This window comes from Gordonia otitidis NBRC 100426 (assembly GCF_000248075.1).
Classification (GTDB): Bacteria; Actinomycetota; Actinomycetes; order Mycobacteriales; family Mycobacteriaceae; genus Gordonia; species Gordonia otitidis.
The window spans coordinates 1-12,697 of the sequence record NZ_BAFB01000094.1 but is presented as its reverse complement, the minus strand read 5'-3'; the positions used below and the strand labels follow the sequence as shown (position 1 = coordinate 12,697).

Genomic DNA, 12,697 nt, shown 5'->3' with positions numbered 1-12,697 from the left:
TTCCTACCCGGGGTCCTCGGACTCGCATGGGGAACGACGATGCAGATCCTGGCCGCGGGCCTCGGGATCACCATCGACGAGATCCTCGAGAAGCACGAAAGTGAGCCTGCACCAGAAGAATTCGAGATCGCGGCCGGGGTCGTCGAGAAGGGGACCAGAGCGGCAGTGCGCTTCGAGATCATCGGCATGTCCGCGGGGCGGCAGGCCGTGGTGATCGAACACGTCACCCGGCTGCGCGACGACCTCCGACCCGACTGGGCACAGCCGTCGCAACCGGGCGGGTGCTATCGCGTCGAGATCGTCGGCGAACCCTCGTATCGCGTCGACATCATGCCGACGAGCGCCAAGGGCGACCACAACCACGCGGCGATCGTGGCCGCCATGGGACGCATCGTGAACGCGATACCCGCAGTCCACGACTCCCCCGCCGGCATCCGTACGACCCTCGATCTGCCGCTGGTGACGGGCAATGGCGTGTTCGTGGGCGCGGGTGCCACGAGTGGCGGGGTCGCCCTCCGGTAAGTTGAGGCCCATGAGCGAGCAGAGCGCCAGTGACCGTGAGTGGAAGGCTTTCGAGGTCGAGGTGGCCGACAAGGTCGCCGAGGTGCGCCTCATCGGCCCGGGCAAGGGCAATGCGATGGGCCCCGACTTCTGGCGAGAGCTTCCCGAGGTCATCGAAGGTCTCGACGCCGACGAGGAGATCCGCGCGATCATCATCACCGGTTCGGGCAAGAACTTCTCCTACGGACTCGACCTTCCCGCCATGTCCGGCCTGCTCGCGCCTGCGCTGGCTGACAACGCAAAAGCCAAGCCCCGCACCCAGTTTCACGACATCATCCTCGACATGCAACGGGCCATCAACGCGGTCGCCGATTCCCGGACACCGGTTGTCGCCTCGATCAGCGGGTGGTGCATCGGTGGTGGCGTTGACCTGATCACCGCCGCCGACATCCGGTATGCGAGCGACGATGCCAAATTCAGCGTCCGCGAGGTGAGGGTGGGCATGGTGGCCGACATGGGCAGCCTCGCTCGTCTCCCCGCGATCATCGGCGACGGCCACATGCGCGAGTTGGCACTGACCGGCAAGGACATCGACGCCGGGCGCGCCGCGGCGATCGGCCTCGTCAACGAGGTCGCTCCGACCCCGGAGGCGTCGCTCGCGCTGGCACGGGAGACGGCCGCTCAGATCGCCGCCAATCCACCGCTCGTCGTCCAGGGTGTCAAGGCCGTCCTCGATCACACCCGTTCCGCCGCGGTGGCCGACAACCTCAGATACGTCGCGGTGTGGAATGCCGCATTCCTGCCCAGTGACGATCTGACCGAGGCGATCAGTGCGGTCTTCGAGAAACGCGACCCGAAGTTCACCGGCTCCTGACGTCGCTCCCGCTCGCAGCGGGACGCCACAATTACTAGTCGCTGCGCCCTGCCTCAAGCGCAGACGACTCAGTCACAAGGGAAAACACCGGAATCCGCCGGTCGGTTCGTTTCTCGTCGAGATCGAAGTTCGGCCACGTCGATCGCAGCACCTGCCAGGCGGTGGCGCGCTCCTCGCCGTCGAGTTCTCGTACCGACGCCGTGCGTGTGACACCCTCGTGACGCACCGCGGCAGTATCGGTGGCGCGCAGGTTGTGAACCCACTGCGGGGTGTCCGGCCCACCGAAGTAGGAGCCCGCGATCAGCCAGCCCGTCGGGGTCGGCGCGGCGAGCAACTCCGTGCTGCGCTCGACCCCGCTGCGCCTGCCGCGCACGATCAGGGTGATGTTCGGCAGGCCCGCGATGTCGAGCAGGCCGTATCGCTGACCGGTAATCGCTGCAATCGCCTTGTCGCACTTGACAATCTGAGGAAAGTACTTCGGCATCCACGGGATGGAACCGATCTTGATCGCCAGCGGAGTCAATATGCCCATGCAGCCAGTGTTTCACGTCGGACCACGCAGATCACCGCGCCACCGATGTGCAATCGGCTGTGATAGTCGTCGATACCGGCTGCGTCAACGTGGTGGTACACACCTGTGCATGCCGTCAGCACCGGTGAGCGGGAACTGGTCGACGATGATCGGCATGACCCACGACATGTTCACTCCCCGCCCCGCAGACGATCCGACCGATCCGTCACCCACCAACTCGTCTCCCGCCGAACCGATTCCCGCCATCGAGACCTTCGAGCTGCCGTTCGGCAGCACCGAAGAGTTGCGTCAACGCTGGCGTGCGCTCATGGGCCCGCTCGGATTCAGCGAGTCCCGGCTCTGGGTGGGCATCGTCGACGGTGACCGCATGGTCCCCGGGATGCTGCCCTATTTGGTTCTCCCGACCGTTCCGAACGCCCGTCTCATCGAGATGTTCATGTCCCAGCTCGTCGAGGTGACCGACACAGTGGCCCGCGTCTCGATCGCTTTGCTGCTGACCCGTCCCGGCTCGGACGGCATCACCCCTCGCGATCTCGGGTGGGCCGGCCTGCTCGTCGACACGGCAGGACGACTTGCCGTTCCCCTCCATCCGATTCATCGAGCAAACGACGTCGCCCTCGAGACGATGCCGACTCCCACCGAGAGCGCCGCATGAACAGGTAGCTTCGGGAGTCGGGAGGTGTGATGACAACCGGACCACACACTCGGCGCGTCAGCGTCGACGGAGGACAGAGCGGTGCACGCATCCGCATCGACGCCGACGGCACGACGACCGATCTCGAGGCCGGTCCGATCGACACTTCTCGGCCCGTCGTCGAACAGGTCGCGGAGATCGTGCGTCGAGCGCTCGCCGACGCTCCGGTCCGCCCGACGACGGTGGCCGCCGGGGTGTCCGGATTGACACCCGAGCAGACTCGACCGGCCGACCTGCTCGAGCTGACAGCCGACCTCGGTGTCGGCACGGTGTTCCTGGTGCATGATTCGGTGTCGGCGTATCTGGGCGCCAACGGATTCGGTTACGGCGTCACCACTGCCGTCGGCACGGGCGTGGTGGCCCTGGGGGTGGGTGAGTCGGGCACTGCGAGAGTCGACGGCTGGGGCCATCTCGTCGGTGACGCCGGCAGCGCCTATTGGATAGGTCGCGCCGGACTCGATGCCGCGCTGCGTGCGTTCGACGGCCGCGGACCCGACACGTCACTGCAATCGGCTGCAGTCGACCACTACGGATCCCTCCCCGAGATGTACATGCGGTTGCAGGGTGCGCCAGACCATGTGGCGTCGATCGCTGCGTTCGCACGGATTGTCGGCGGCAGGGCCGACTCGGGCGACGACGTCGCGGTCGCGATTCTGCGACACGCGGGCGACGAACTGGCCACCTCGGTCCTGGCCGCACTGCGTCGGACGGGCTGGAGGCCCGGCGAAGCTGCGCGCGTGAGCTGGATGGGTGCTGTGCTGACCCGCAACGAGTTACTGCGCGTGCACTTCACCAAGGAGATCGCGGCCCGAGCACCAGGCGCGCGCGCCGAGCCGCCGCTGGGTTCCTCGCTCGACGGTGTCGGACGCGTGGCCGATGTCCCGAAGAGCCACCCCCTCCAGACGGGGATCCACCGAGCAGGATGACCGACCGGTCACAACGGCGCCGGGTCCGGTCGGCCATCCGTGGTCGTCACGCGTGAGTCGTCATCCGCTCACCGCGACGGCGTGAACGTCGGTTCGGCGCTCGAGAGGTCGACCGTTCCACTCAGGAAGTCGGTATCCGTGTCCTTGCCCGGCCCCGAGGACGTCGACGTGAAGGTCGCCGTCCACTCCACGCTTCCGTAGAGCTTCACACTGGTCGGCTTGTCGTAGTCCTGACTGATCCGCAACTGGCTGATGTCGGTCGGTTTGGTCCACCGGACGCTGCCAGGGACCACCGACTGGTAGAGGGACTGTGAACAACCCGGCTTGTCCTGCGACGCGTCGGCTTGCGTCGACGCGGCACAGTTCGTGAGATAGCCGTCGACGGCGGTGGCCACCGTCTTGTTGCCCTGATCGCTCAATTCGGTGTCGAGGTTGACGTACGACGAATACGTCGGTCCGAGGGGAAAGTCTCGCGAATTGTCAGCTTTGACAGTGAAGTTGGCATTCGCCGAACCCCATTCGACAGGGCCTGGGAAGACGTAGACCTTCGACTCGTTGCTGACGTCGACGCCGAACGCGGTCAGCTGCGGAACGCGCGCGTTCTCGACGTCGATGGGGATGGTGCCGTTGTCGATCGTCCAGGTGTCGTCGGACTTCTTGAGTGTGAAGTCGACGTCAGCGTTGCGATCGCCGAACTTGTACGTGGCCTTGACGGTCGCCATGCTCCCGAAGGACGACGACGGTTCACGCACGTTGATGTCCGAGATCTTTGCCGACGCCTGCTGCTTCTTCAGGACGGCATCGGTGAGCAGTTTCTCCGAGGGCGGTGTCCTGACGACGCTGAGCGCCTTCTTGGCGTCGCCTGCCGCGAGCCCGTCCAGGTAGGTCTGGACTGCTGCTTTCGGCGAACCTCCGGGACCGGAGTCACCGGTGAAAACCACGATCAGCGTGACGACAAGGGCGATGATCACGAGGAGGGCACCACCAGCGATCCCGAACAGCAGCAGTCGCTTGTTCTTCCGCTGCCCTTGCTGCGGCCCGCCCGTCGCGGGTTGTCCGCCCCACGGCCCCGGCGGCTGCTGTCCGTACGGCGCACCAGCGACCTGCTGCGTCCCGAATGGCTGCTGCTGACCGTGGTCGTAGCCCTGCTGGGTCCCGAACGACTGCGGTTGCTGGCCGAAGTTCACCGTCGGAGCGGCGGGGCCGGCCGCAGCCGACTCCCACTGCGCGTTGCCGTACTGCTGGGCGTTGTCATACTGCTGCCCGCTGCCGTACTGCTGTGAAGGTGCGGCTTGTCCGTAACCCTGCTGCCCGTAGGCGGCGAATCCGTCCTGCGGCTGACCGTAGGCCGGCTGAGAGCTCGGTTGACCCGACGCGCTCGACATGCCTTGCGGCGCCGGCTCCCCGGGCTGAAACGGATCGTGCGGGTAACTCACGGCGGTCGTCTCCCTTGTCTCGCCCGAAGGCGGAATGTCGGTGGTCTCCGAATCCACGGTCAGGCCGCGGGAATCGGACCAACCTTAAACGACCGTGAGAATCACAGCGTGATCGAGTCGGCTCTCCGAACGATGGTCAGTCGGTGCTGCCGTTCGCCGCCACGGATTCGGTGAGTGTTCCGGCGAGGAGCCGCGCGAAGTCTGCCGGGTCGTCGAGTTCGCCGCCCTCGGCGATCAGCGCCATGCCGTAGATCAGTTTGGCGGTCGGGACCAGCCTCGAGTGATCGTCGCCAGCCGCGAATGCCGCGTTCAGACCGGTGATGAGCGGGTGGTCGGCGTTGACTTCCAGTGCTCGCTTGGTCTTCGGCAGTTCCTGACCCGATGCGCGGTAGAGGCGTTCGAGTTGCGGCGACATCGAGTACGTGTCACCGACGAGGCAGGCGGCCGACTCGGTAAGGCGATGCGAGAGACGCGCCTCACTGACATCGGCGTCGAGTGTTTCCCCGAGCCATCCCAGCAGCCCTTCGAACTCGGCGTCTCGCGCATCGGTGGTCTTGTCGGATGTGCTTTCGTCGTCGTCGAGCTCGTCGAGATCGACCTCACCCTTGGCGATCGAGCGGAATGGCTTTCCGTCGTATTCGACGCCGCTGCTCACCCACATCTCGTCGACCGGGTCGTGCAGGAACAGAACCTCGACACCCTTGGCGCGGAACGCCTCCATGTGCGGCGAGTTCTCAATCTGCTGACGTGATTCCCCGGTGAGGTAGAAGATCGACTTCTGGGCCTCGGGCATCCGCCCGACGTAGTCGGCGAGTGACGTCAGCTCGTCCGCGGCTCGACTGCTCTCGAACGCCGACGCCTTCAGCAACGCATCGCGGTTGTCGATGTCGTTGACGAGACCTTCCTTGAAAACCCGTCCGAAGTTGTCCCAGAACGCGCGGTAGTCGTCGGGTCGGGCGGCACGCATCTCGTCGATCGTCGAGATCACCTTCTTGGTGAGGCGACGTCGGATCGCCCGGATCTGCCGATCCTGCTGCAGGATTTCGCGTGACACGTTGAGCGACAGATCCGCTGCGTCGACCACACCCTTGACGAAGCGGAGGTACTCGGGCATGAGCTCGTCACAGTCGTCCATGATGAACACACGCTTGACGTAAAGTGCGACGCCGCCGGAGCGTTCGCGCATGAAGAGATCGAACGGCGCCTGGGACGGGATGAAGAGCAGCGCCTGGTATTCGAACGTGCCCTCGGCCTTGAGAGTGATGATCTCGAGCGGGTCATCCCATGCGTGGGCGACGTGACGGTAGAACTCCTTGTACTCGTCGTCGGACACCTCGTCGCGCGACCGCGCCCACAGTGCCTTCATCGAGTTGACGGTCTCGGTCTCGGTGGTCGTCGTGGTGACCGGCTCGTCGCCCTCGTTCTCGGCGGGGGTCGTCGTCGTCTTCTCCACGTCCATCCGGATGGGCCAAGCGATGAAGTCGGAGTAACGCTTCACGAGAGCTCGCAGCTTGGTCGGGTCGGTGTAGTCGTAGAGATGGTTCTCGGCGTCGGCGGGCTTCAGGGTGAGCGTCACCGACGTCCCCTGCGGGGCGTCGTCCACATCGGAAACCGTGTAGGTCCCGTCACCCGTTGACTCCCAACGGGTTCCGGTCTGTTCGCCTGCCTTGCGGGTGACGAGCGTGACCTTGTCGGCGACCATGAAAGTCGAATAGAACCCGATACCGAACTGACCTATCAGCTCTTCTGTCGACGCTGAGTCGGACGCCTGCGCGAGCTTCGCGCGCAGTTCGGCGGTACCGGAGCGGGCGAGTGTGCCGATGAGATCGACGACGTCGTCCCGCGACATACCGATGCCGTTGTCACGCACGGTGAGCGTCCGGACCGGCTCGTCGCCCTCGCCGGCGTCCGGATCGAGAGTGATGTGGAGATCTGTGGTGTCGACGTCGAGATCCTTGTCGACCAACGACTCGAGTCTGATCTTGTCGAGGGCATCGGACGCGTTGGAGATCAGTTCCCGCAGGAAGCTGTCCTTGTCCGAGTACACCGAATGGACCATCAGATCCAACAACTGCCGGGTCTCTGCCTGGAATTCGCGGGTTTCCGACTGGGTGCTCATCGTTAGCCTCCGGATCAGTGCGACTGTGAGCGCGTTGTCTGCCGATTCGATGCCATCACGACCCCGCACGAGGTGCGCTGCGACGACGTGAGAATTTTACCGACGACGCGCGCAGTACCCTGAGGAGGGTCATACCAGCCCGGTCATGTGCCGAGGCCGTGACCAACGACTGCAGTACCGACCTACGGGAAGCGAAGGATGTCGACGCCGCGGATCATGCTCGTTCACGCCCACCCCGATGACGAATCGCTGTGGACCGGTGGTTTGATCGCGCGTCAGATCGCGCTGGGTGGCGACATCTCGGTGGTGATGTGCACGTGGGCGTCTGGCACACCTCGACACCGTGAACTGCTCGACGCCCTCGCAGAACTCGGTGTCCACGACGAGCCGATCCTGCTCGGCTACGCGGATCTGAAGGTTCCCGAATCGGCGCCCGGAAGGCAACGGCTCACCGCCGCGTCGTTCGACCAGGAGGTCGCCGAGTTGTCCGGTCACATCCGTCGGCTCCGACCCGACGTGCTCGTCACCTACGACGCGTACGGCATCTACGGTCATCCCGATCACATCAGAGCCCACCGACTCGCGTGTGCGGCAGCCGACGCCGCTGCGACACCTACCTTGTATCGCGAGTCGGCACCCGCATGGCAGGTGCGCTCGCTGTACTTCGCGACCATCTCCGACTGGATGGTCGCAGAACTGGCCGACGAACTCTTCCCACGGCTGCAGCCGGGCGACTTCCCCGGCACTCCGGCGCATACACTCGGGCTCCAACTCGACGTGTCGCAATGGATCACACGCAAGGTGCACGCCATCGAATCGCACAAGACCGAACTGGCCCGACCGTCGACGGTGGCGTCGCTGATGAATCTGCCACGTACGCAACGCGACCTGGCCCTGGGCACCGAATGCTTCCTGCGCCGCGACCTCGTCCCCGGCGGCTGCGACATCTGAGCCGGGCGGCGGACATCTGAGCCCGGCTGCACGGGCGCCCGAAGTCGCCTGGCCTCGATCGCGCTCACACCAGTTCCCTGACCTCCGAGCGCAATCCGCTGGCGCGATGGACTCGTCGGTCCACGGCCTCGGCCAGCACGTCGCGCGTTCCGACGATCCGCACGCGCGTACGTGCCCGGGTGATCGCGGTGTAGAGGAGTTCGCGGGTCAGCAACTCCGAGCCCGCCGGCGGTAGCACGATGGTGACGCCCCCGAACTGGCTTCCCTGACTGCGGTGAATGGTCATCGCGTACGCGGGCGCCACGTCGGGCAGTTGCACCGGTGCAACCAATCGTTCCTCGGATCCCCGTCGGAAGGCGACAGCCGAGCGCAGGTCGTGGGGCCCGCCGGTATGCACGACCACACCGCAATCGCCGTTGAACGTCCCGGTCTGCCGGTCGTTCGCGGTCACGAGAAGGGGCTGGCCGACCGACCAGGACACGGTGTCGAGGTCGACACGCGGATGATCGGGCTGCTCCGAGAGCCAGTCGGCGACCCGGGTCTGCCAGCCGCGGACGCCCCAGCTGCCCTCGCGATGTGCGCACAACACCCGGTGCGAGTCGAGCGCCGACAACGCCGCGTCGACATCGCCCGCCTCTGCGGCCGCGTGCAGCGCGCGACCCCATGCGACGATGTCGTCGCGGACGTCGCGGAGGTCATCCGGAGCGACGAGCGCGACGTCGCCGATCTCGGGCGACGTGACGAGGTCGAGTACCGCGTCGGCGTCTCCGCGGTTGACCGCGTCGGCGACGCGCGAGATCTGCCCGCCGAATCGGAACCCCCGCCGTAGCGTGACGACTCCCTCTCGCAGACGTGACGATTCACGCTCACCCATGTCGATCGACGGATCGATCCGAGGGATGGGCGCTGGTGATGCGGATGTGGGGGTCGGTGCACGATCGACGAGATCGGCGAGAACCGCTCCGGCCTCCACCGACGCCAGCTGGTTCGGGTCGCCGACGAGGATGAGGCGTGCATCGGAGCGCACTGCGTCGAGCAGACGGCTCATGGCCGTCATCGACAGCATCGACGTCTCGTCGACGACGATCACGTCATGGGGCAACTTGTTGCCCTTCCCGTACCTGGGCGTCGAACCGGGTCGCCATCCGAGAAGGCTGTGCACTGTCACCGCACGGACCGAGGTGGGCAGTGCCCCGTCGACATCGACCGACGCCTGGAGCTGGGCTGCCGCGCGGCCGGTGGGAGCGCACATACCAATCCGGAGGTCGCCTCCCGAGAGAGCGTCGAGAACCGCGAGGATTCGAGCGACGGTATAGGTCTTGCCGGTGCCCGGCCCGCCCGCGAGGATCGTCGTCCACCGCGACGCGGCGACCTCGGCGGCGAGGCATTGCCGCGGTTCTGCTCCATCGCTTCCGTTGGCGGCGAACGCTCGTGCGACCTCGGCGCGGACGGCGTCCTCGTCGACGTCGGGTGCGGTGGCTGTGCGGTCGGCGAGTATCTCGCGGATCGCTTGTTCCTGACGGAAGTACTTCTGGAGGTAGACGAGCACACCGTCGTCGGACTCCCGCAACACCACGGGACGCAACGTGGATCCGCGTGCTCCGGCCACCAGTGGTGAGGTACGTAGGTCGAGGAGCATCTCGGCCGCCGAGGGAAGGCGTAGCGATGTCGCACCGGGCAGGTCGGCGACCGTCGACAACGCGAAACACGTCGATCCGAGTCGGACCGACCGGACGGCGAGGGCGGTTGCGACCTGCGCTGCGGCTCCGACCGGTTCGCCGCACATGCGGATCATCCGCGAGGTGACATGCAGGTCGGAGGCGGCGAGCAGACCTGCGGCGTTCGCGTCTGCGAGCACGCCGTCGGCGTCGCGCACCCGCCGGGCATCGTCGACGGGCCACACGACCGAGATCTCGTCACTCATCGGTGGTCCCCTCCTTCGACACCTGCGAGGAGATCGGACAACTCGGTGACCAGCTCCGGCGGGATGTACCACTCGTAGACCCCACACCCCGCCGGGGTGTCGGCCCCGACCATTCCGCGAACGAAGTGGTACTGCACCGGGCCCAGATGTACCTCTGGTCGATAACCGGGCAGTCGCCACCGCAGATACCGGTGCAGCGCAACGGAATAGAGCAACGCCTGGAGCGGATAGTGTGCGCTGATCATCTCGGTGGCCATGGCATCGGCGGTGAAATCCTCGGCAGTCAGTGCGCCCGGACGCAATCGGTTGGTCTTGTAGTCCACGATCACGTAGCGGTCGTCCGGTGTGCGCAGGACGGAATCGATGCTTCCGGTGAGGTAGCCGCGCAGGGCACGCGGAGGTATCTCGGCGAGCGCTTCGGCGTACCCGCGTAACCGATCGTCGGCGGGTAGGTGGCGCTCCATGAGCGTCGCGATGTCGGCGAGTGCGGGCGCCGCGCCGTTGGTGACGCCCGGTGATGCCAGGTGCTCACCTGCCGTCCGCTCCTCACCTCGGGCAGGGGTCTGGCCTGCGAGTGGGAACTCGAAGTCGAGTTCGGCCAATCGATCTCGCGGGCCGAACGACCACAGGTCGCTCTCGAGTGATGCCATCGGTGTGGTGAGGACCGCGCGGACCGCTGTGGCTAGTTCGTCGACGTCGACTTCGAGAGCGTGTCGGTTGGCCGAGGTCGCGCAGAGTTCTCTGATGTGTGCGTCGATGTCGGGGGCGGCGGTGTCGACGTACTCGAGGACCTCGTGCACGAGGGTGCCGAACGCTGCACCGAACGGCATTCCGTTCATCAGCGACGGAGTTCCACTGATCGTGTCCTGTTCGGCGTCGACCGCCGAATCGGTTGCCGCATAGGGGTCGTCGGTGTCGGGGCTGCCGAGCAGGGGTTCGTCCGTGATGAGTCCGCGCTCGGCGCCGGACGCCACATCGGGCTCGCTGCCGGTGGTCAGTGTCGGGTGTCCGTGCGCGGCGCCGGCGGTGAGTGCCGAGTAGGAGGTGCGTCGCCACTGCTGGTCGATCGTGCGCGTGAAGCGTGCGACGTCGAGTGCCGCGCCCGGCTCGGAATGGCTCGGCGGCGACCATACGGGCGCGGGCGACACCGTCACGTGTTCGACGCTGACGGAGGCCGGGGGTCCGGCCGTCAACGCACGCAGGGTTGCGACACATGTGTGGTCGTCGGGAACGTTCACCGCGGTGGGTACCGCCGATGAGTCGGCGCCGTCGAACGAGTTCGAACCACTGTGCCGTCGGCGTCCGAACAGCAAGCGGTGCAGCGGCCCCTTGGACGTGTTGTACGACGGCGCCCAGTGCACGACGACCTGGGAGGCCGCGCGGGTCAACGCCACGTAGAGAAGACGCAGATCCTCCCCCGCCTCCTCGTCGTTGCGACGGGCGATGCGCTCGCCCCATCCGGGAGTACCCTCGCCACCGACATCGAGGTGACGGTCGCCCGCATCGTCGTGGTAGCGAAAGGTTTTCGGTTTGGCGACGCGAGCGGCGTCCCACCCGAACGGTACGTAGACGATGGGGAACTGCAATCCCTTGCTGGCGTGCACTGTCATGATCTGCACGACGTGCGTGTCGCGGTCGAGTCGTCGGGTCTGGTCTTCGTGACGGCGCCAGTGTGATTCGTCCGCGATGCGATCGGCCAACCACTCCACGACACCGGCGAGCCCGCTTTCGGTGTCGACGACGTGCGTGTTCACCAGTGACGAGACCTGGAGGAGATCGGTCAGGGCGCGTTCACCGTCGTCGAGCGCAAGAACCCGCTCGGCGACGCCCTGCTGTGCGAGAAGGCGACCGGAGAGCGCGGCGAACCCGCCTTCGGCGAAGACACGTCCGAGTTCGGCGAACATCGACGACAGTTCGGCGAGACGAGTGTCCGAAGCGTCCGCGAGTTCGGCTGCCGACCATCCGATCAACGGCGTCAATGCGGCGAGCCGAACGCGGTCGGCGCGTGCCGGCTGCTCGATGGCGCGGATCACCCACAACCAATGCAGCGCGCTGATCGTGCGGAACACGCTGGTGCCGGTGCCCACGACCGAGGCGATCCCGAGCTCTGCCAGCGCACGCTGAAGTGGTTCGATCGTGCCGTTGGTTCGGACCAGGACGGCGATGTCGCCGGGGGTGACCGGGCGTGGACCGTCTCCCGTGTCGAGCCGGGTCTCCGATGAGAGGAGATGTGCGATGTCGTGTGCGACATCGGTGGTGATCGCCGCGCGGACGTCGCCCACGGATGGGAAGCCAGACCTCCCGCGCACAGTGAAGTCGGTTCGTGAGAAGGCCCGCACCCTCAGCGCGGGCGCTCCCGTGATCCGGCTTCCAGCGCGCGCAGCCTTGACCGGGTGCACCGTGATCGCGGGGTCGCCGAGGCTCGCACCCCCGTAGATGCGATCCAGCGCGTTCACCAGGTCGGCGTCGGAACGGTGGTTGGTGTCGAGCGCACGCAGTGAATCCGCCACGTCGACGGCCCTGAGATAGCTACGGACCTCTGCACCTCGGAACGCATAGATCGACTGTTTCGGGTCGCCGACGAGGACGAGTTGCTTGTGCCCGTGGAAACAGCGACGCAGGATCTCCCACTGGAACGGGTCGGTGTCCTGGAACTCGTCGACGAGGATCAGGTCGAACGACGCACGGATACGACTGCACGCGGCTTCGCCGATCTTGTCGTCGGTGACCACTCGGTACA

At 66.2% G+C, this 12,697-nt stretch carries 9 protein-coding genes and 1 pseudogene; 5 read left to right on the top strand and 5 right to left on the bottom strand.

Annotated elements, in window-relative coordinates; all coding sequences use genetic code 11:
* Together GOOTI_RS09470 and GOOTI_RS09465 are read left to right on the top strand one after the other, a co-directional pair.
* Window positions 1-522, top strand: a pseudogene (locus GOOTI_RS09470) (diacylglycerol kinase); the annotation flags it as partial.
* A 10-nt stretch (window positions 523-532) separates the two neighbouring features.
* A complete protein-coding gene (locus GOOTI_RS09465; protein ID WP_007238362.1) occupies window positions 533-1,375 on the top strand; it encodes a crotonase/enoyl-CoA hydratase family protein in 843 nt (280 codons plus the stop codon).
* A gap of 34 nt (window positions 1,376-1,409) precedes the next feature.
* On the opposite strand, the gene GOOTI_RS09460 is transcribed toward GOOTI_RS09465, so the two are convergent.
* A complete protein-coding gene (locus GOOTI_RS09460) occupies window positions 1,410-1,907 on the bottom strand; it encodes a nitroreductase family deazaflavin-dependent oxidoreductase (RefSeq protein ID WP_007238361.1) in 498 nt (165 codons plus the stop codon).
* A 109-nt stretch (window positions 1,908-2,016) separates the two neighbouring features.
* Here GOOTI_RS09460 and GOOTI_RS09455 point away from each other — a divergent pair, with 109 nt between their 5' ends.
* Both GOOTI_RS09455 and GOOTI_RS09450 read left to right on the top strand, forming a co-directional pair.
* A complete protein-coding gene (locus tag GOOTI_RS09455; RefSeq protein WP_233425467.1) occupies window positions 2,017-2,562 on the top strand; it encodes a hypothetical protein in 546 nt (181 codons plus the stop codon).
* Window positions 2,563-2,591: 29 nt separating this feature from the next.
* The gene (locus GOOTI_RS09450) at window positions 2,592-3,527 is read left to right on the top strand and encodes a BadF/BadG/BcrA/BcrD ATPase family protein (protein WP_007238359.1); all 936 of its coding nucleotides are present in this window, start codon (window positions 2,592-2,594) and stop codon (window positions 3,525-3,527) included.
* Between the two features lie 68 nt (window positions 3,528-3,595).
* On the opposite strand, the gene GOOTI_RS09445 is transcribed toward GOOTI_RS09450, so the two are convergent.
* Complete coding sequence (locus tag GOOTI_RS09445; RefSeq protein WP_039993846.1) at window positions 3,596-4,963, bottom strand: hypothetical protein; 1,368 nt, start codon at window positions 4,961-4,963, stop codon at window positions 3,596-3,598.
* Window positions 4,964-5,099: 136 nt separating this feature from the next.
* Complete coding sequence (gene htpG / locus GOOTI_RS09440) at window positions 5,100-7,082, bottom strand: molecular chaperone HtpG (RefSeq protein ID WP_138985241.1); 1,983 nt, start codon at window positions 7,080-7,082, stop codon at window positions 5,100-5,102.
* 198 nt (window positions 7,083-7,280) lie between these two features.
* Here htpG and GOOTI_RS09435 point away from each other — a divergent pair, with 198 nt between their 5' ends.
* A complete protein-coding gene (locus GOOTI_RS09435) occupies window positions 7,281-8,033 on the top strand; it encodes a PIG-L family deacetylase (protein ID WP_007238356.1) in 753 nt (250 codons plus the stop codon).
* A gap of 64 nt (window positions 8,034-8,097) precedes the next feature.
* On the opposite strand, the gene recD is transcribed toward GOOTI_RS09435, so the two are convergent.
* Window positions 8,098-9,957, bottom strand: coding sequence for an exodeoxyribonuclease V subunit alpha (gene recD / locus GOOTI_RS09430; RefSeq protein ID WP_007238355.1), 1,860 nt, complete (start codon window positions 9,955-9,957; stop codon window positions 8,098-8,100).
* Window positions 9,954-12,697 (bottom strand): UvrD-helicase domain-containing protein (locus GOOTI_RS09425; protein ID WP_007238354.1); only part of this gene is annotated, 2,744 nt, incomplete at its 5' end. The genes GOOTI_RS09425 and recD, both read right to left, overlap by 4 nt.

Coding starts and splice junctions, on each gene's coding strand:
- GOOTI_RS09460 (WP_007238361.1), bottom strand. CDS start 1,907: ATGGGCATATTGACTCCGCTGGCGATCAAGATCGGTTCCATCCCGTGG.
- GOOTI_RS09455 (WP_233425467.1), top strand. CDS start 2,017: ATGCCGTCAGCACCGGTGAGCGGGAACTGGTCGACGATGATCGGCATG.
- GOOTI_RS09450 (WP_007238359.1), top strand. CDS start 2,592: ATGACAACCGGACCACACACTCGGCGCGTCAGCGTCGACGGAGGACAG.
- GOOTI_RS09465 (WP_007238362.1), top strand. CDS start 533: ATGAGCGAGCAGAGCGCCAGTGACCGTGAGTGGAAGGCTTTCGAGGTC.
- GOOTI_RS09435 (WP_007238356.1), top strand. CDS start 7,281: ATGTCGACGCCGCGGATCATGCTCGTTCACGCCCACCCCGATGACGAA.
- htpG (WP_138985241.1), bottom strand. CDS start 7,082: ATGAGCACCCAGTCGGAAACCCGCGAATTCCAGGCAGAGACCCGGCAG.
- recD (WP_007238355.1), bottom strand. CDS start 9,957: ATGAGTGACGAGATCTCGGTCGTGTGGCCCGTCGACGATGCCCGGCGG.